Origin of the sequence: Terriglobus albidus (genome assembly GCF_025685425.1) — a bacterium.
Classification (GTDB): domain Bacteria; phylum Acidobacteriota; class Terriglobia; order Terriglobales; family Acidobacteriaceae; genus Terriglobus; species Terriglobus albidus.
Genome location: NZ_JAGTAS010000054.1, coordinates 25,223 through 44,030 on the forward strand (window position 1 = coordinate 25,223; position 18,808 = coordinate 44,030).

19 protein-coding genes are annotated in these 18,808 nt (G+C 56.2%); 6 read left to right on the forward strand and 13 right to left on the reverse strand.

Going from position 1 to position 18,808, the window contains the following annotated elements; translation table 11 throughout:
• The first annotated feature begins 49 nt into the window (after nucleotides 1-49).
• The 3 genes from OHL21_RS13115 (at nucleotide 50) to OHL21_RS13125 (ending at nucleotide 3,229) form a co-directional block, all read left to right on the forward strand.
• Nucleotides 50-571, forward strand: a complete 522-nt coding sequence (locus OHL21_RS13115) for a VanZ family protein (RefSeq protein WP_263417729.1) — start codon at nucleotides 50-52, stop codon at nucleotides 569-571.
• Between the two features lie 644 nt (nucleotides 572-1,215).
• Nucleotides 1,216-1,791, forward strand: coding sequence for a RidA family protein (locus tag OHL21_RS13120; protein WP_263417730.1), 576 nt, complete (start codon nucleotides 1,216-1,218; stop codon nucleotides 1,789-1,791).
• 52 nt (nucleotides 1,792-1,843) lie between these two features.
• Nucleotides 1,844-3,229: an aminotransferase class V-fold PLP-dependent enzyme gene (locus OHL21_RS13125; RefSeq protein ID WP_263417731.1), complete on the forward strand. Its 1,386-nt coding sequence runs from the start codon at nucleotides 1,844-1,846 to the stop codon at nucleotides 3,227-3,229.
• A 50-nt stretch (nucleotides 3,230-3,279) separates the two neighbouring features.
• Here OHL21_RS13125 and OHL21_RS13130 read toward each other — a convergent pair whose 3' ends face one another.
• From OHL21_RS13130 to OHL21_RS13180, 11 genes are all read right to left on the reverse strand, one after another.
• Entirely contained in the window at nucleotides 3,280-3,645 is a 366-nt protein-coding gene (locus tag OHL21_RS13130) for a DUF5666 domain-containing protein (protein WP_263417732.1), read from the reverse strand.
• The gene (locus OHL21_RS13135) at nucleotides 3,642-4,280 is read right to left on the reverse strand and encodes a c-type cytochrome (protein WP_263417733.1); all 639 of its coding nucleotides are present in this window, start codon (nucleotides 4,278-4,280) and stop codon (nucleotides 3,642-3,644) included. The genes OHL21_RS13130 and OHL21_RS13135 overlap by 4 nt, the downstream gene beginning before the upstream one ends.
• A gap of 5 nt (nucleotides 4,281-4,285) precedes the next feature.
• Complete coding sequence (locus OHL21_RS13140) at nucleotides 4,286-5,908, reverse strand: TolC family protein (RefSeq protein ID WP_263417734.1); 1,623 nt, start codon at nucleotides 5,906-5,908, stop codon at nucleotides 4,286-4,288.
• 16 nt (nucleotides 5,909-5,924) lie between these two features.
• On the reverse strand, nucleotides 5,925-7,406 hold the full coding sequence (locus OHL21_RS13145; protein ID WP_263417735.1) for a multicopper oxidase family protein: 1,482 nt from the start codon (nucleotides 7,404-7,406) through the stop codon (nucleotides 5,925-5,927).
• 131 nt (nucleotides 7,407-7,537) lie between these two features.
• Complete coding sequence (locus OHL21_RS13150; RefSeq protein ID WP_263417736.1) at nucleotides 7,538-7,996, reverse strand: hypothetical protein; 459 nt, start codon at nucleotides 7,994-7,996, stop codon at nucleotides 7,538-7,540.
• Nucleotides 7,997-8,094: 98 nt separating this feature from the next.
• Nucleotides 8,095-9,627 carry an MFS transporter gene (locus OHL21_RS13155; protein ID WP_263417737.1) on the reverse strand — a complete coding sequence of 511 codons (1,533 nt, stop codon included), beginning with the start codon at nucleotides 9,625-9,627 and terminating at the stop codon, nucleotides 8,095-8,097.
• 267 nt (nucleotides 9,628-9,894) lie between these two features.
• Entirely contained in the window at nucleotides 9,895-10,281 is a 387-nt protein-coding gene (locus tag OHL21_RS13160) for a cupin domain-containing protein (RefSeq protein ID WP_263417738.1), read from the reverse strand.
• Nucleotides 10,282-10,353: 72 nt separating this feature from the next.
• Entirely contained in the window at nucleotides 10,354-11,187 is an 834-nt protein-coding gene (locus OHL21_RS13165; RefSeq protein WP_263417739.1) for an SDR family oxidoreductase, read from the reverse strand.
• A gap of 95 nt (nucleotides 11,188-11,282) precedes the next feature.
• Nucleotides 11,283-12,614 carry a peroxidase family protein gene (locus OHL21_RS13170; RefSeq protein WP_263417740.1) on the reverse strand — a complete coding sequence of 444 codons (1,332 nt, stop codon included), beginning with the start codon at nucleotides 12,612-12,614 and terminating at the stop codon, nucleotides 11,283-11,285.
• 10 nt (nucleotides 12,615-12,624) lie between these two features.
• Nucleotides 12,625-13,200, reverse strand: coding sequence for a TMEM175 family protein (locus tag OHL21_RS13175; protein WP_263417741.1), 576 nt, complete (start codon nucleotides 13,198-13,200; stop codon nucleotides 12,625-12,627).
• A 19-nt stretch (nucleotides 13,201-13,219) separates the two neighbouring features.
• Complete coding sequence (locus OHL21_RS13180) at nucleotides 13,220-13,570, reverse strand: Rieske (2Fe-2S) protein (protein WP_263417742.1); 351 nt, start codon at nucleotides 13,568-13,570, stop codon at nucleotides 13,220-13,222.
• Between the two features lie 178 nt (nucleotides 13,571-13,748).
• On the opposite strand from OHL21_RS13180, the gene OHL21_RS13185 reads away from it, so the two are divergent.
• A complete protein-coding gene (locus OHL21_RS13185; RefSeq protein WP_263417743.1) occupies nucleotides 13,749-14,873 on the forward strand; it encodes a ferritin-like domain-containing protein in 1,125 nt (374 codons plus the stop codon).
• Between the two features lie 343 nt (nucleotides 14,874-15,216).
• On the opposite strand, the gene OHL21_RS13190 is transcribed toward OHL21_RS13185, so the two are convergent.
• Nucleotides 15,217-15,840: a response regulator gene (locus OHL21_RS13190; protein WP_263417744.1), complete on the reverse strand. Its 624-nt coding sequence runs from the start codon at nucleotides 15,838-15,840 to the stop codon at nucleotides 15,217-15,219.
• A 726-nt stretch (nucleotides 15,841-16,566) separates the two neighbouring features.
• Here OHL21_RS13190 and OHL21_RS13195 point away from each other — a divergent pair.
• A complete protein-coding gene (locus OHL21_RS13195; RefSeq protein ID WP_263417745.1) occupies nucleotides 16,567-17,472 on the forward strand; it encodes a sigma-70 family RNA polymerase sigma factor in 906 nt (301 codons plus the stop codon).
• A gap of 502 nt (nucleotides 17,473-17,974) precedes the next feature.
• A complete protein-coding gene (locus OHL21_RS13200; RefSeq protein WP_263417746.1) occupies nucleotides 17,975-18,250 on the forward strand; it encodes a hypothetical protein in 276 nt (91 codons plus the stop codon).
• 24 nt (nucleotides 18,251-18,274) lie between these two features.
• On the opposite strand, the gene OHL21_RS13205 is transcribed toward OHL21_RS13200, so the two are convergent.
• Nucleotides 18,275-18,790: a hypothetical protein gene (locus OHL21_RS13205; protein ID WP_263417747.1), complete on the reverse strand. Its 516-nt coding sequence runs from the start codon at nucleotides 18,788-18,790 to the stop codon at nucleotides 18,275-18,277.
• Between the last annotated feature and the right edge of the window lie 18 nt (nucleotides 18,791-18,808).

Below are 18,808 nucleotides of genomic sequence, written 5' to 3' on the forward strand. Positions count from 1 at the left end.
CCGCTGCACACTCCTCACGGGATGCCCAGCAACAGGAGAAATGCTCTAGATGACTGTTTTCCGCAAAAGACCTTCCAATCTGGAATCACGCACTGGTGTGCGATGGCTCCTCTATGCCTGGCTTCCGGCCATCATCATGGTCGCCGCCATCATCACGGAGTCCACACACACCTTCTCCGCGGCCAACACCGACGGCATGTTCAGGCCGATCTGGGAGGCCATCTTTGGCAGGGTGGATAACGCCCGCTGGCAGGAGATTCATCACTATATCCGCAAAACCGGTCACTTTACCGGATATGGCCTGCTTTGTATTACCAGCCTGCGCGGCTGGTTGCTGACCTTCGCCCGCAGCCTGCGGCATATGCCTATCGGCGCATGGCGCGCACGCTCTGCGCTCATGGCGATCTGCACGACGGTCTTTGTCGCATCCAGCGATGAGCTGCACCAGTACTTTATGCCAGACCGCACCGGAACCATCGTTGATGTCGGACTGGATACGTTTGGCGGCCTCTGCTTCCTTGGCGTCGTTGCGCTGTTGTTCTGGCGTAGAGGTTCTCGCTCCGGTAACTAGGGCTTATCGACAAGCCCATACACTCGGTGCCTCATCCATCGCAAATCGGGGTCTCCGGCGAACTTGTTCGTTGGGGTGACTCGTGATGGGTGGGATATTCGAGCGAAGCTCGAACCGTCTTTCCTCGTCGTTTCGTAGCAAACGGGTGCTGCGTCAGCTTCGCTCGCTGTGAATGATCCGCTCTTCTCGAACCCTTCGGACGCCTAAGATCAATCGAATTCGAGCTCCGCTCGAACGTTCCACTCACGCTGCGCGTGAATGGGGCACCCAGTGTATGGGCTACCAAAATTTCTAAAAGCCCTTAGAACCTTTCAAGTCTACAAAGCGTTTGGACAAACGTTTGGGACAGTGCCCCACGCCGTCTAGAGACAGTAATCAACGTCACATCTTTGGCATAGGTCATTTGCCTGTGGCGTGGTGTTTGCCGTAAAGGGCACACTACGCGAAATTTCGGATTCGAGCTGTATCCGTGCGGAAGATCTTGATTTGTCTGCCAGACATAGTCATTTCCCGATCTAATCATCGGCTTCAGCATGTCGGCTAGGCCATGTTTTCTGCCGGGCACTGCCAGTACAAACCCCAACGGTTTCGGAAATAAGGCAGGTCGCTTTCGACCAAAACGATACAAAGGAGGATTTCTTTCAGTGATCGACAATTTCGCGGAGACCAACTCACGGCGCAGCTTCTTTGGGAAGCTCGCGGCGATGATGACTATCCTGACGGGCACGTCCAGACTTTCTGCACAACAATCTGCCCCGGCACAACCATCCACTCCATCCGGCGCCGCGCCTTCGTCCCCGGAAGGCAACAGACCCAGCCCCACCAGCAACCACACCTACAACGGCATCTATTACTTTTCGGGAACCGGATCGAATGACGGGTATCCCAAAGACGACCACGTCACCGTGACCGATCCCTTCGAGAAGCACGTCACCCGAACCATGGATGCGCTGAAGCGATCGCTCGAGCGCAATGGTTGCAGCATGGACAGCATTCTCAACCTGCAGGTCTTTCTCTGCCTGCCGCTTGCGGAAAGCACTCCCACGCCTACCGGGAAGGCCAGATTTGATGCGCACAAGGCACAGTATGACGCGTTAAATAAGATCTATGCGACCTACTTCACCCCGGGAAAAGCCCCTTCCCGTGCCTGTATGGCCGTGGAATGGATTCCTGGCGATTCCCTCATTGAAATTGTCGGCAGCGCGCGCGTGATTGCCTGACCGGCTCTTTCCGAGAAACCCCAAACGCAAGAAGAACCTGAAGGAGTAACGAATGAATCTCGGATCCGGCTGGAATCGCCGTTCTTTTCTATCCATGCTTGCGGCGGCAACCGGCAATCTGCTCAGCCCTGCCAGGCTGAATGCCGAAGGGATGTTTTCCAAAAAAGGCAAACAATCTATTCCCCCTGTCGATGGACATCCCATCGTTCCCATTACAAGTGGTCTTGGTTCTACCGGCGATATCTACGCCGAGCTTGGAGTCACACCTCTCATCAATATCAATGGAACGGTAACCGTGATTGGCGGCTCAGTGATGAGGCCAGAGGTCATGGAGTTGATGCGCCAGGGCAACCAGCACTTCGTCCTGATCAATGAGCTGGAAGTTGCTGCCGGGAAGTTTATTGCGAAGCTATGCAAGTCGCCTGAGGGCTATACCGGCCTGGTAACGGCCGGCGCGGCTGCTGCGATGGTGGTCGGCTATGCGGGCATGATGACGGAAGATCTGGAACCACGCATTACTTCCTGCCCAGACGTGAGTGGCTTCCCCAGGACGGAGGTCATCATTCAAAAAAGTCACCGTTATCCATTCGATCATCAGATTCGCCAGACAGGCGCAAAGCTGGTCGAAGTGGAGACGCGTGAAGAGATGATCGCCGCCATCAACCCCAAGACACTGGCCATCCACTTCACGAACATCCTGTCAGACCGCGGTAAAGTCAGCGGCCCCGAAACTGTTGCCATCGCCAAGGCGCATAACATCTATACCTTCAACGATGCCTCCGCCGATGTGCCGCCGAAAGAACGCCTGTGGGAGTATCCCGCACTTGGCTTCGACATGGTCACGTTCAGCGGCGGCAAGGATATCTGCGGTCCGCAGGCCTCCGGTGTTCTCATTGGAAAAGAAGAACTGATCCGCTGGGCAATGCTCAACATGAGTCCGCAGGAAGACCGCATCGGTCGTCCCTGCAAAGTAGGCAAAGAAACGATCTTCGCGCTGTTGAAGGCTCTGGAGCTCTTCGTCAACCAGGACTACGACGCAGTGCTTAAGATGTACGATGCGCGGGCACAGGTGATTACTGATGCCATCAAGAAGTTTGGCGTAACGGCTCTTCCAAGGGAGTTCAATCCGCAAGCTCTGGGGAATGTGACACCGCACTATAGCTGGCATATCGATCCGGCAAAGCTGAGGATTACCGGACCGGAGGTCATGCAGAAGCTCGCCGATACGCGGCCGATAGGAATCGGAAGCATGGGCGCCGGTGCAAGCGGCCTTCGCGGACGCAATCCCGACGCTCCCGAGAAGCCGGCCACTGAACGCCGACGTCGTCCGTCTGATCCAAGTGTCTTTGGTTTCGCTCTCTGGCAGATCAAAGATGGCGAAGACAAGATCATTGCGGACCGGCTTGTACAGATCTTCAGCGAAGCACCAAAGGCTTGAGCACAATCGTGAATGCCCGGGCGCGCCGGCTACAGTGCACCCGGGCATCGCTATTTTGATTTGGCTCCCGACATATCCATTCCGTTCATGTCACCGTGCATTCCCTTCATATCGCCCATCCCATGCGCGGTCCCAAGCTTGATTTCGGCAGCAATCAACTGGTCTCGTTTTTTGGCAGCGTGCACCACGACATGATCGCCGACCTTGACGTCTTTCTGCGCGATCACAGATGTGCCTTTGGCGTACTTCGTCTGGCTGTTGAGGACCACCATCTGTGTTGTTCCGTTTGTGGCTTTGACCGTCAGGCTGTTCTCGGTAATGGCCACCACTGTACCCATCACGTGCTGCATGCCTTCATGGGCATACGCCAGGCCGGCAAACAGAACGACTACGACTAATGCGACAAGACGCTTCATGGAATCTCCGTATTCCTTTTGTGGTGCGTAGTAGAAGTCTTTGGTGACGCGGAGCCTCCATCACTGTTCAGAAACTGATGTTCTTCGCGTTCTTCCTGGAACTCTTCCGGAGTCTTCGGATTTAGCTGCTCCATCTGCAGCTCCTCCTGTTCCGTCAGCTTTGGAAGATGACGGATGAAGGCGACGAGCTTCCAACTATCAATGTCATCGTCGCCCGGCTCTCCGAAGGCGGGCATTCCGCTCAGCCTCACGCCGTTTTTGATGGTGTAGTAGAGCTCTCCGTCTGAGAGTTCCTGAGTCGATGCGAGCCGCATATCCGGAGGACGCGGATACATCGTCTTTCCATACATAGTCTCGCCGCCGCCATTATTTCCATGACATGACGCACAATGATCTGCCCAATGCGCCATGCCTTCACGAAGGACATCAGGTGTCCCCTTCACGGGCATCTTCAACTCCCTCTCATGAGAGGGAATGGCCGCGCGGCGAAGGGTTGTCGCAAGCATCGCTTCGATCTTGCCGGGTTGATTGCGCGTACTAAAGCCGCGATGCACGAAATACCATGTCACGAAGCCAGCGCCTGCCAGCAGCAGAATAACCGACGAGACAATCGACACGACCAGCCGGTATCGCATAGCTCTCACTCCTGCGCTCCAGTCGCATTTGGAAGATTGATCGTGGTGCTTGGCGTATCGCTTGAGACCGGAGCCTGAAGACCTCCCCTCAAGGTGTAGTTCTGAAGAGCAATCGCATTGCGCCAAACTTCACGCAAAGCTTTCACATAGCTGACTCGCAGTTGGAAGAGCGTCCGTTGCGAGACGAGAACCTGCGGATACGCCTGTGCCATGTTCTGATACTTGTTCAGATAGAGCTGATAAGCGCGCTCGGCACGGGGAATGAGCTGGGTCTTGTAGCGGTCTGCTTCGAATCGAGCTGACTCGTACGACTGAGCAAGCGGCGCTGATTGTTGACGGAGCGATAACTGTTCACGGCGAAGCGACTGCTCGGCGCGCTCGATATCCGCCTTAGCCGCCTGCACGTTTCCCTGGTTCCGGTTCCACAGCGGAATATTCACGCCTGCACTGGCAAAGCTCTGTGGGCCGGTTGCCTTGTTGGGAATCCCGTCGACCCTCTCGAAGTTGTACTGTTCTCCTGCCCTCAACTGCAGGTCTGGTATCGCTTCTCGTTTTGCATCCTTAAGGCGTGCCTGGGCAACCACAATCTCCTGCTGCGCCCGCTTCACTGCAGGACTTTCGGAGACGAGGCTCTCAGTCATCTGTTCTGCGTTGAGATCAGGAGCCTTTTCAAGCTCTCCCTGCAAGGGACTAACGGGAAGATCGCCCCTGCCCGCGAGAGCAGAGAGTCCCCGGAAGCTTGCGAGATAGTCCCTCTGAGCGGTGGTGTAGTCCACCTTCGCCTGTTCCGCCTCGACCTCGGTCTGCAGAATGTCCGGCGCATCTGCTTGGCCTATATTCGCCAGCTGGTGCACGGTTTCGACTGCATCGAGCGCGATACTCAATAGCTGTTGGCGCAGGCGAACGGTCTCCTGCGCAGTCAAGGCGTCGAAGAATGCCTGCTGGATATCGGCATGGACGCGATAGGTTTGTTCCTGCACGCCGATCTGCTCCGAGCGGCTTTCCTGTGCGTGAATATCCCGCCGCAGCCCCAGCTTTCCTCCGAGGACTATCGTCTGCTGAACGAAGGCTCCTTGCTCGCCGCCGTGATAGGAGCCACCTCGGATCTGTTCTCCCTGGTAGCCGACCGTAGGATTCGGATACAAACCTGCCTGCCGTGCTTTTTCCTGGGATCTGCGGACAAAGGCGCCTGCTTCCTTGATCGTGGGATTGTTCGCATCTGCCAGTTTCATGAAGTCATCCAGACTCATGGGCGGCCGTGCAGCAACCTCCTTGAGCAGTTCCGGCGCTGGCAGATTCGATCCTGTCTTGTGCGCAGGATTCTCAGGCTCCTGCAACGTCATACTGGCGTGTAAATTCGGGCCCTGCCCATTTTGCGGAGAGGAGGTCTGCGCCGGCGGATGTTGGTGCTGCATGCCCGGCATACTGTGCTCCTGATGCTCTTTGGATGGCGTCGCACCTTGCGGTTGTTGCTTCGGCTGCGGGTTGGGTGGCGTTTTGACCGGTATGCATCCGGGCATATCCATGCCCTCCATACACGGCATCGCATTGTGCTCCTGGCCCTGCGCGACGGAGATACCACTGAGGAGAGCGAGCATCGCAAAGGGAACATAGAATTTCATCGTCATGACACAGCTCCTCATCTCAGGCGCGCTCCAGAATGGTTTTGTAGGGATCGTTAGGACGGTTCGCCTGCTTCATGCGCGAAATCACTTCGTCGTATTTCTCCGGAGGCAGCACGCGGATGAAGGTCATCATGCCCTGCATGAAACCGCTCCAGCCGGCGTTGAGACCGTAGTTCTCCGGCCGTTCCACAGCTTCATCCATGGTCATCATCGCCCCTTCCATGTATGCGTCCTGCGGGAAGTTGGGAACGTCGTTGGCATTCGGGGCAACATCACTTGCCATATCCGCCATCTGCTTCTCACTCATGTTGTGCTGCATGCCGGGCATCGCATCCATTGCCTTCTGTTGAGAGAGCGGCCCATTGGTGGATGGCGTCTCGTTCGCATTACCCACACCACCGAGACCACGACCGAGAGCGGGGCCATAGCCTTCTCCCATCGGGGCGCCGGGTTCCCCGGTCAGCATGCCCATTCCAGTATTCATGGCGCCGCCGGCCGGCGTTCCAGCGGTCCGGGTCATCTTGCCGGCAACGGAGGACATCTGGTTCATCATGTGATGTGGAAGGTGACAGTGGATCATCCAGTCGCCTGGATTATTCGCCACGAACTCCACCGCACGAGCCTGGGCAACACCTACCAGCACCGTATTTCCCGGCCACCAGCCTGCCTCCGGGATGCGTCCGCCTTCCGTGCCTGTGGTGTAGAACGTGTGGCCATGCAGGTGCATCGGATGATGATCCATCCCAAGATTCACGAAGCGGATGCGCACGCGGTCGCCGAGCCGCACAATGAGTGGAGTTGATGCCGGGGCAGCCTTTCCGTTGAAGACCAGCCAGTTGAACTCCATGTTCATGGTGTTAGGGACGGTGTTATTCGGAAGAACGGCATACTCCTGCAGATGGATCAGAAAGTCCTTATCGCAGTGAGGGCGATATGGTTCCTTCGGATGCATGATGAAGGCGCCAAGCATGCCGGCCATCTCCTGCATGGCCATGTGCGAGTGATAGAAGTAGGTTCCTTCCTGGTGGATATCGAACTCGTAGATGAAACGTCCGCCGGGCTTCACTGGAGGCTGACTGATGGAGGGCTGACCATCGTTCTGGATGGTGTCTTCAAATCCATGCCAGTGGATGGAGGTCGCCTCCGGCAGGTGGTTATCGAAGATGACACGGACGTGGTCACCCTGATTCACCTGGATGGTCGGCCCGGGTGCGCTGCCGTTGAATCCCCAGAGATCGATCGTCTTATCCGGATGAATCTGTTGCTTCACTACCTCAGCTACAAGGTGGAAGACCTTGGTATCGCCGTCCATCGTGTAGGGGAGATCGCCAACGTCCGTCGTAATAACCGGGACATTGAAGGCCGGACCGCGGTCGCGGATACGCTTGCGCTTCAGCTGTTCGGCAGCGGATTGAGGTGTGGATGCGGATAGCTTGTTTGCCGAAAGAAACGTGGCTCCCAGGCCAAATGCGCTCTGCAGAAACGAGCGACGGTTCGCCATAAAAACTCCCTTGAATAAGGACAGACAGTGGGCGCCACCGGCGCGGGGTGCTGTGCCGCTTCAAGACAAATGGAAGCAAAACGGCGCACTTCGGCCAGCGACAGAGGTATGTCGCAGGAAAAGGACTATGCCTAGACGCGCTGGATAGAGCTCAGTTCGAGAGCGGTAAGAGGGTCTGGAGGCGGCTCTTCCGTGGAAAGCGATGCGTATGAAGCCTGAAGAACAGGTTGCTGTGTGACGCCTGCGACAACAGCTGCATTGACTGTCCAGCTTGGCTGCCAGTCACGCATCGATTCGGCAATTGCTGCATCGTTATGCCCGCAGAGATGATGTCCGGAGCTTACGATGTAGCATCCTGCATCGCTTTGGCGCTCCGTCATGTGCATGGACCCGCAGTCAGCCATGTCGCCCATCTCATCCGATTGGGCTTTGGCTGCAACCTGCTCTTGGGTGGATGCGCCTGAACCTGCTACGCCAGCAGCTTTCATCTGCCCCAGATCACAGAGCGCTTCACAACGAGCAGAGACGCAGGAAAAGATCAGGGCCAGGATGACCGCAAGTGTGCCGACGATGGTTCGAACCCTGTGCATTTCCGTTTTGACTCTCTGCGTTGTTTAACGCAGAAGATCACTCTCCGTTTCAGTTGTACCACCTTCCGCTGGAGATTTCCTTCCCGGACGGGGGTGGGTTACTTGTTCCGATTCGATTCTGCTGAGGAAGGTATACCTGGCTCGATCAACAGCCACGCCGTGAGCGAGCTCAAAACCGCAAGCGCCGACGCGATCCAGATCACCGCACGGTAGCCGCTCAGAAACGACTCGGTAATTGCCTGCTGAACCGCGGGAGCAGGATTGTGAGCGGCTGCCAACTGGGCCCTGGCGGCATCGACCTGCGCACGAATATCGGGGCTTACGGCTAGTTGAGAGAGGTTTTGATCGAGAGAGTGGTTGAACACCGTTGCCAGGACCGCGCCGAATGCGGCCACGGCAAGCAGAGCGGCCAGACGCGAGACCGCGTTATTGACGCCTGAGGCAAGCCCGGACTCGGAGTCCGGAACAGCGTTCATGACCGTCGTCGTCAAAGGAGCGACGCTGATCGCCATTCCCAGCCCCATGACGACCACGGCCGGGAAGAACGCGGTCCAGTAGCTCCCATTCTGCGGAACGACCGCGAAGAGTGCGATGCCACCAGCTGCCACCAGGGGTCCAATGGTCAACGGAAGCCGGGAGCCGTAGTGTGCCACCAGGCCGCCGGCCCAGCGCGATAGACCGAACATGATCACAACAAAGGGAAGGAACGCCGCTCCTGCCTGCGTTGCTGTGTAGTGCTGGATCTGGATCAGGTCCATCGGGAAGAAGAACATGAGCCCGCCGAGCGATGCATACAGGAAGAGGGTCAGCAGGTTTGCACCCGTGAAGTTTCGCGAGCGAAACAGCGTGAGCGAAACCATTGGAGCCCGGGAGTAATATTCGACCGCTACAAACGCCATCAGCAGAAGGACGCCCAGACCGATGGCCGCTGCAATCGTACCGTGGCCATGATGCGCTCGGCTGGGCAACTCGATGAGGCCATAGGTGATACCACCAAGCCCCAGCGTGACCAGGAGAGCACCGGACCAATCGACACGATGCGAGATCTCACCATTGCGGCTTTCGGGAATTCTGACCGACAACAGAATAACTGCCAGTGCAAGTGGAAGGTTCAGGAAAAAGACCCAGCGCCATGTGGAATGCTCAATCAACCAGCCGCCGATGACGGGCCCGATGGCGGAAGTAATCGCGGAAAACCCGGACCATGTACCGATAGCCTGCCCTCTCGTACTAAGCGGAAAAGTGGCTGTGATAATCGCCAGACTCCCTGGCACCAGCAATGCCGCTCCGAACCCCTGCAGGGAACGAGCCCAGATCAGCATGTGGATATCCCGGGCCAGACCGCACCATGCAGAGGCGACGGCAAACACAGCAACGCCGCACACGTAGATCTTGCGGCGCCCGAAGATATCTCCCAGGGAACCACCAACCAGAAGCAGGGCGGCCAGCAAAAGAGCGTACGCCTCGACCACCCACTGGACGTCCGCAAGAGATGCATGGAAAGCATTCTGCAGCGCAGGAAGCGCAACATTGACGACCGTACCGTCAAGAAACGCCATACTTGACCCAAGAATGGTGGCCGCCAGAACAACCCGCTCACTCGTTTGCGAATTAGAGTCGCTCTTTCTCATGGATGGAGTCTCGGCGGTCCTCCTCAACCTGGATTATCCATCCTTACAGATAGCCACGGATAAAGACGGGCTGTAACGGCTCGAGCAGTTCTCCTAATGGTATAGAGCGGATTATTGGGGTCCCCAGCGAACTCGTTCGCTGGGTGACGTCTTGGCAGTTTGCGCCGTTTTCTTTCGGAGAAAACGGATTCACATATTTATCCAACGGTACAGTATTAGAAGAATTGCTCTAAACGACATAGTCCACAAGAATGAACCACTTTGCGTTTAGTTCACGGGTGTCAGTACAGGAGCGCCCTTTTCCTTCACGAGGAAGACAACGAACTTCGCCGGTTTGGTCTTGCTTGCATTGCGTCCGACAGAGTGAATATCTTCCGGACCTTCATAGAAGGTCTGACCAGGCGTTAGAGTCACCTCTTTCCCACCCTTGACCTGCATAATGATGGAGCCTTCTAGCACATACACGAATGCATGCGCATAGTGGCGATGGGCGGGATCAGAACTGCCCGGCGGGTAGACCACCGTAATCATCAGGCCCTCTTTGTTGATGTCCTTCAGATCTTTCGTCATTAGCTCCGAGACCTGAGCTTGTTGCCCGACCAGTAAGCCAGGCGTGAACCACGCCAGGCACAAGATCAACTTTGCGAACGTCATACTTAACCTCCTCGCGTATTGCTTCCTGTTTTTGCTTCCGGCATAGGAGCCGGTCAAATCCCGGCTCCTGTTTCACCGTGCCGCGGCTACTGCTTTCTCTGCGGACGGGGAAGCCGTGTTCACGGCCGGCTTTGCGGACTCTTTGAGCCAGGTGTCGAAATGAATTTCTCCAAGCCGAGCGTCGTTATCGGGAACCAGAGCGCGTTCATCGACTTCAACTCCGTAGTACCCGGCAGCGGGGTCGGCAACGACAGTGCGTGAATCATTACGCGCACGCAGGCCCTCCCGGACAAATTCATCCAGGCGGAACTGCTGTGGGCCTCCGACTTCGACGATGCCATTTACCGGTGATCCGACAGCAACTCTGCCGACAGCGCTTGCAACATCGTCAGCCGCCATAGGCTGAATGAGCACCGGCGCTACACGGACGGTGGTTCCGCTGGTGGATGCATCCGCGATGCTCTTGACGAACTCGAAGAACTGGGTTGCATGGACAATGGAATAAGGAATCGAAGATTCGGCGATCAGCTTCTCTTGCATGAGCTTCGCTCGGAAATATCCGCGAATTGTCTTCTCCGCATCGGACGGTTTTCTCTCTGCAAGACGATCGGTTCCCACCACAGACAACGCAACGTGGTGCAGAATGCCTGCAGCCTTTTCATACCGAATGAGGTTGTTGGTGGCGGTGGTGAAGAACTTCATCGCCTCCGCTTCTTCAAAGGAAGGAGAGTTCGATACATCCACAACGACTGAAGCGCCTTTCAACACTTCAGCAAGTCCTTCGCCGGTGAGCGTGTTGACACCTGAATTGGGCGATGCTGGTACGGCCTCGTGCCCGTGCTCACGAAGCTTGCTGACAAGCTTGGATCCGATAAGGCCGGTTCCGCCGATCACTACGATTTTCATAATGGTTCCCCTTCGTTTCCGAACGGCCATTTCAGGTTGGCGTTCGTGTCAGCTAAGACCAGATACGACGGGATTTTGTGACAGGTCCCTCTGCCTTAGGAGACAAGTAGTTCAATCAGTGTCTTCGAGGGTTGCCAAGCCGGAGAGCTCCGGCGAAATGACATCTCATCAGCGTCGATAAGACCGACCAGCACCTCCGCAACGATCAGGCCGCCAACCGGACCAAGCCGGTGACCGCCGGTCCGGACATCAGCTTCACGCAGAATGTAGTACCAGAGGGGCGTCTCACCGGGCCAGCCGGTAGAGGCGATGCCAACTTCCTCCGCTGTAAGTGGAGTAAATCCAAGGTACCGCGCAAGGGCTTCGCCTGACGGAAGCCCGACGCCTTGCCCGCGCTGCAGGTCACGGACAGCGAGAGAGTGATAGTCGTCAATCTCGACAGCTCCCGTAAAGTCTATCGGCAACTTGATAAGCGAAGGTACGAGCTTCCCATCAATCTTCTTGGAGCGCTGCGCTGATGCTCCCCCCGCACGATCGAAGAACAATTTCCAGTCAACTGCCCGATCACGCGGTACCGGGCGAAAGCCCAGGAGGTCAGGAAAGAGCGGCACCGGCTCCGTCTGCAGGTTAAGTTGGTAGCGATGGCGGATCTGAGAGTGACCATAGCGGTAGGCTGCATCGGCAAACTCGAGCGGAATGAATCCCTTCTGACCAGGATGAAACCATTGCGGGCCATTCCGCAGCACCTGCTCTGCAAGCTCCTGCCCTACAAGCACAGGTAGAAATTCGTTAAGAACAAACCATTGATAGTGCCACCGCAACTGCCGAGCTGCCTCGTCAAAAACGCGATCGTTCGCAACGCCGGCACGCCGCGCTTCCTCAACAAACATATTGTGAGCCTTGAGCATGGCAAGATGCAGTTGCGACATAAGCAAATGCGAATCGTTGCGCGGATCGCCTATTATGGCGATGCCCTCGCTATTTCGCTGAAGATCCGCTCCTCCTGAGCCCAGCAAAAACTTCGCCGCGTCGTCTCTCTGATAGAGAAATGGATGGCCTACAGGTCCGTCGCCGTACAGGCACTCGAGATTGAGTTGTGGACTGCGAGCGTTACGCAACTCAGACGTATTAGTATTCGCACGCAAAGCTGACCGGTCTGCGGTGATGTCGTGGGCGACAAATTGACCAAAGACCGGCCAGCCGGCTGCAACCTCTCCCAGAGATTCCGGCGAATCGTTGACGTCTCCGCAATCGCAGATCCCACCGGCGCGGCCGAGTGCGTGCAGGAACGACTCCTCGGCACGAAATGATGGAAGCTCCGGAAACATCCTTGCGTAGGCTGGAGGTACAAGTGGCGCATCGATTGCCACACGTGCCCGCGCTGACGATAGACAATGACTTGGGATGAATGCTGTGCTTTGACTCATAGCCACCTCTTCATTTGGCGAGACGCTTCTCGATGCGCCGGTCCGGAATCATCCAGATTAGCGCCGCGATGACAAAGATCGCCTGGGCAATCCATGAAAAATAGAGGGTCGTAATGATTGCAAGCACATACAGTAATAACGATGCCTTCCCTTTCCAATCGCTCCCAATGGCCTGCAGGAGAAGCGAATCCTCCCCTTGCGCATGAATGATTGTCTGCTGGAGCACGTAGTATGCGGCTGCAGCCATGAACAGCACTCCCCCATAGAGCGCGGTAGGAACACTGGTGAAGTGGTTTTCGCCCATCCATCCGGTAGCAAATGGCAACAGCGAGAGCCAGAACAAGAGGTGCAGATTGGCCCAGAGAACTCCACCTGTCACCGCCGTACATAGATGGAAAAGGTGATGGTGATTGTTCCAGTAGATGCCGACATAGATAAAACTCAGGACATAGCTGAGAAACACGGGCAGGAGCGGCCTAAGGTCCTGCAGGCCGCCCCCATGGGGAACCTTCAACTCCAGCACCATGATCGTGATGATGATTGCGATGACTCCATCGCTGAATGCTTCCAGTCGCCCTGCGGTCATCTTTGCGCTCCTCCTGCGTTCAAACCGTTTCTACATGGCCGGTCTCACCTTCCACAACAACCTTGTAGGCCTTAAGTGGTTCAACGGCGGGTCCACGCAATACGGCGCCAGAGCACACATCGAATTGGGAGCCATGCCATGGACATGTCACGATCGATCCATCGAACCCGCCTTCATTCAGAGGACCCTGTTTGTGTGGACACTTCGCCTGTGTGGCACAGAAGCGTTCTCCGACGTTGAACACGACCGTGTCTCCAACCAGCAACGACCTCTCCACAGAGACATCTTTGATATGAAACTGATTTCCATTTCCGGCTTCGGATTGGATGGAAGCGGTCGCGGTATCCACCAATTGCGATTCGATTTCCATGGCGGGCCTTTCAGATTTTGAAGATGAAATGACACTTTGTCGCCACCTAAGACAAGACGGCCCTTGCAAATGTGACAACGATCGACTCCAGCTGATTGCACCCGGCATGTGTCACAAATCAAAGCTCTGCGCGGTCATTGCCTGCGAGATTCAATGCTTGCCCAGCCGGAGTACTTCCATGAACACATCTGATTCGATATCCACCATGGAGACAGCATCCAGCGCTGGAACCATCACGACCCTGGAGAGCCTTCGGGAGCACCTGCAGTGGGCCCTCGAACTGGAGCACTCGACCATTCCGCCGTATCTATGTGCGCTGTACTCCATCAAGGCCGGACATAACACCGAGGCGATTGAGGTATTGAACAGCATTCTTGTCGAGGAGATGCTGCACCTTACGCTCGCGGCCAATCTTCTGAACGCAGTTGGCGGGCAGCCGCGGCTGGACACACCGCAGATGCTGCAGAGTTATCCGGGACCATTGCCGCACAGCGCGGATTCCTTTGAGGTCTCTCTCCTCCGTTTCAGTCCGGAGGCGCTCGAGACATTCCTCAAGATCGAACAGCCCTCGTCGAGGAGAGGCTCCGCCGAGGGCAATCACTACGAAACAATCGGTCAGTTCTATGAGGCGATCGAACAGGGATTCCGTGACCTGTCGGCCAGCCTGGGTGAGAGCAACGTCTTCTGCGGCGATCCGGCTCGGCAGATCACCAACCATCCCTTCTATAGTGGCGGCGGCAGCATTGTGGCGGTGAACGATCTTGCCTCCGCGTTGACGGCATTGGCAGAGATCATCGAGCAAGGTGAAGGCGCCGGGCACACGCAGGTGTGGGACGGAGACTCGGACGTCTTTCATCCGGAGCGGGACCAGGTCGCTCACTATTACCGGTTCCAGGAGCTGAAGCTAGGCAGGCGATATTGCCGCGGCGATACTCCGCGATCAGGCCCGACGGGCGAGCCGGTCGTGGTCGACTGGAATGCCGTGCACCCTATGCGGGCGAATCCGAAATCCTCTGATCACCTTGCCGGCACTCCGGCCCGCCTGGCTCAGGAGGAGTTCAATCGTTCCTATTGCACTTTGCTGCAACTTCTCGAACAGGTATTCAATGGAGCGCCTCAGATGCTTGGAAACGCGTTTGGAGGAATGTATACCTTGAAAAGCCAAGCCCAGAACCTGATGCAGATGCCCAATGAAGACGGAGGCACAACTGCCGGCCCGTCCTTCGAATACGTCGCCCCGGAACTACGCACAGCAATAGTGCAGCAGTCACAACCGGTATCGCGCGGGGGCCTCAGCGGCTAAAGCCGCGTTTCTTCTGAGGCCTGGTACGGCACAGCTAAAGCTGTGCCCTTAAGCAAGGCATTCGCGCGTTGCGCGAACAAGAGACAAGCTTTTGTTTTGCTTAAGGGCATGGCTTCACAGGCTGCGGAAAAACTCCGTATGAGGGTTTAATCGGGTCAAATTTGGGGATAGAAAATCATCACCTAATGTCTACGGATCGCTTATAGGCATTCTGACGCGATCGATTTTTCGCGCTTTTTGAAAAATTGAGTTTTTCCGCAGCATGTTCAGCCATGCCGCACATAAGCGGAGGAGGAGCGCGGCTTAGCCGCTGAGGTACTGCGCCAACCGCACACCAAATACGCTAACCGTCGATAAAGCCACGCTTGATCGCAATGGTTACTGCGTGTGTGCGGTCGTTGGCGCCAAGCTTGGAAAGAATGCTTTTCATGTGACCTTTGATCGTGGCTTCGGACACTGACAACTGGGCGCCAATGATTTTGTTGGAGTTTCCATTTGCGACGCGTTGCAACACTTCAATCTCTCGATCGCTGAGCGCGTCCTGGGTCATATGCTCTGCAAGTTCAGCCGCTATTTCGGGCGGGATCCTTCTCTTCCCGGAGTTCACCGCGCGGATCGTCTCCAGCAGGTCTTTCCGCAACATGCTCTTCAGAAGATACCCGGAGGCTCCTGCCTTCAGCGCACGGAAGGCCTGCACGTCACCCTGATAGGTTGTAAGCACTACAAATCGAGCATCCGGGAACTCGGACCGGATGGCAACGATCGTCTCAATACCGTTCATCCCCGGCATCTGCAGGTCCATCAACGTGACATCAGGACGGTGGAGACGGAAGAGCTCGATCGCCTCCTGTCCATTGGCGGCCTCGGCGACAAGCTCGATATCCTGCTCACCTTCGATGACGGCTGCTATCCCTTCACGTAACAGGGGATGGTCGTCTACGGTGAGAACCTTAATGGTCTTTGCCATAATTGCCTCCAATTTGCGACCACCGCGCGACTCTCAGAAAATCCTGATATCTAACGATACGCCGGGATCGCCACGGATTCAGTCTCCGAATGGATGGCAAACGACCACTACTTTGGAGATTGCCTGGCAGCCCCGCCGTCGTTAGCCTTCGGGTGTGCAGCGACTCTTTTCAATGTTTCCTACCGGGCTGGTGGGGGTGGCGCTCCTGGTATTACGAGTCTCGATAGCTACCTCAATGCTCATCCATGCAGCCGACCGCTGGTCCCAGGTAACGTCCTGCTGGATGACAATCGGGTTCGTCCTGACTGCATTGCCGTTATGCCTTGGTTTGTTCACTCCATACGTCGCTGTATTTTCAGGAGTGCTGCAGCTTTTGGCGCTTACGTCAGAAGGCGGCAATCGACCACAGCTCATTACATCGATTGTCGACAGCGGAGTACTCTCGGTTCTGGGCCCGGGCGCCTATTCGATCGATTCCCGGCTCTTCGGTCGAAAGCTTCTCCAACTCCCACCTAAAAAGTAGTACGGCGCGCCTGTAACAGCTCACTGCAACAGCTCGCTGCAACAGAGGCCGATGCGCAGTACCCCGCTGTTGCTTCGCAGCATTGGTGGCGTTCCCGCGGTATCCGAAAGAGGTGGATTCGCCAGCACGAATGGGGATGTTGGCGAAGTCGCAACGAGCCGGATACTCCAATCAAAAGCAGCCATAGAGAGGAGATTCCCCAAATGATCCAACTTGAGAAAGTCCAATACACAGCAGATGGCTTTCTATCTCCGACCGATCCGCATCTTAAATGGAATAGACAGACCAGTGAATACGATGACGGCCTTTCGGCATTTCTCCATTTGCGGCGCAACCTGTTTGGCGTCGCCTATCGCATACTGAAAAGCGCTGCCGAGGCAGAGGATATTGTTCAGGACGTCTGGTTGCGTTGGCAGGCCACGGATCGGAGCCTGGTACTCGATCCTCCGGCATTCCTGATGACGATTACAACCCGCATGTGCATCAACCTGTGCAAATCTGCCCGCTCGCGCCGCGAGACCTACGTCGGGACATGGTTTTCAGAGCCGGTTGATCCAACCACTGATCCCCGCCTGGGCGCAGAACGCAAGGAGGCCTTGAAGAACGCTGTCCTGGTTCTCCTCGCAAAGCTCCGTCCGACAGAACGTGCCGCGTATGTCCTTCGCGAGGCCTTCGACTACTCCTATTGCCAGATCGCAGAGATCCTTCAGCTGAAGGAGACCAATGTTCGCCAACTACTCACCCGGGCTCGCAAACATATCGCGGCGCGGCAGCCCGCGGCTGTGAGCTCGGCGGAACGGAGGCGCTTCCTGGCGGCGTTTACCGCCGCAGCCCAGAACGGAGACCTGGTCAAACTGGAAGGTCTCTTCGCCCCAGGTGTCGTTCCAGACGCGAAAGAAAATACCGCGGCCGATCTGGAGCCTCCTCCCATGGAACAAAATCTGACATGCTGTCACAAAACGGCGGGATACACGGTCTTAACCAGCGCAACCGTCCGCTGTGAGGCTGATCGAAAGGAAGGTCTTGACCACATGGACCCGGGGCCGAGCAGCATTGGCCCACTGGCAACTCATGGACTGGTTCGCGCTGTAAATATCGGCTGCAAATAAGACAAATTGGTGCTTATTCGCTTTAGAGATTGCCACAGCTCGCTTTGGGGCTCGGCTAGAGCAATTCTCCTAATACTGTAGCTCTGGATAAACCTGCAAATGCCGTTTTCTTCGAAGGAAAACGGCGTAAACAGCCGAGACTCCGCTCTACGCCTTTAGGAGACTTGCTCTATGGCATGCGCACGCAGAGGAGCTGGGTTTTCGCGATTTCTCCAGCTTGTCTCTGGTGAAGGAGAATCGCAGGCAACTGGGGAACTCTGCGTGTTGCATTTAAAAACGATTAGCGACTTTTGCTCTTGTCTTTGCTCTTGTTCACGATAGGTATCTCGTGGTTAAATTGCCGGTCCAATACGCGGCGCACGCAAGACGGTATGCGAGCTGCTGCGCAACGAGGAGCGGGCCTGGTTGGAAAAGGCGCGTTGCCAATTGAGGCCTCGCCCGCGTGATCGGGGAAAGGCGGAATCTTGAAAGCCCCTCAATGCATGAAAGGAGGAATGACGGCATGGATATCTACGCACGTACGGATGAAACCATTCTGATCCAGACGGATGCTTACTACGAGAAGCAGGCCAGCCAGGAGGAGGTATATCTCGAGGAGACAGAGGAAGAACTACGCATGATCTTATGTGCGGACGATCTGCCCTCATCGCAAAGCGAGTGTGTCAACGAAGAACCGGATGATGATGATGCGGTCGAAGAACTCATCACCGGCGATGCCGACGATCCTCCTCTCAGCGAACAGAAGGTCAGGGAGATGCTCAATCTGTGCCCTGAATAACCGGAGCAAGGAAGAGGGCAGTATCTAGGGCTTACACAGCTCCTGTTCCGTCATCGCCTTCAACAATGGTCTGGTCGGAAAACTCCAGCTCGTGTCGCGATCCTTGAAGACCGTCATCGTAGTTGTCGATCCCATGAACTTCAGATAGAAGTCCACCGGCTCCATATTGCCGGAGTGCGTGCCCGGGCGGTTGTATAGAAACTGGTTGTTACGCACTTCCACCCACTCCCGTCGCATCGGTTTGTAGGCATCGAAGGTAAATGTCAGCTTCGTCAGCGGCAGAGGCTGTTCCGTGGCCTGCTGCTCATGCGGCATCCAGAAGGCGGACGTCTGCCCGATCTCAAAGAAAATATCCGCCTGTTTCACGCCTTCTACCGTCTTGATGCACTGCAATGTCAGCCAGGCATCTTCCGGCTCGCCACGTACGCTGATACGCGTCCAGGCGGCCCGGCTGGTAGCGGCTACACCGCTGGTCACAGAAAGATTGGGCGCCTGGGCTATGGCGGCACAGGCAAACAGCATCCAGGCAAAGCGGCGCATATGGCCACTTTAGAGCAT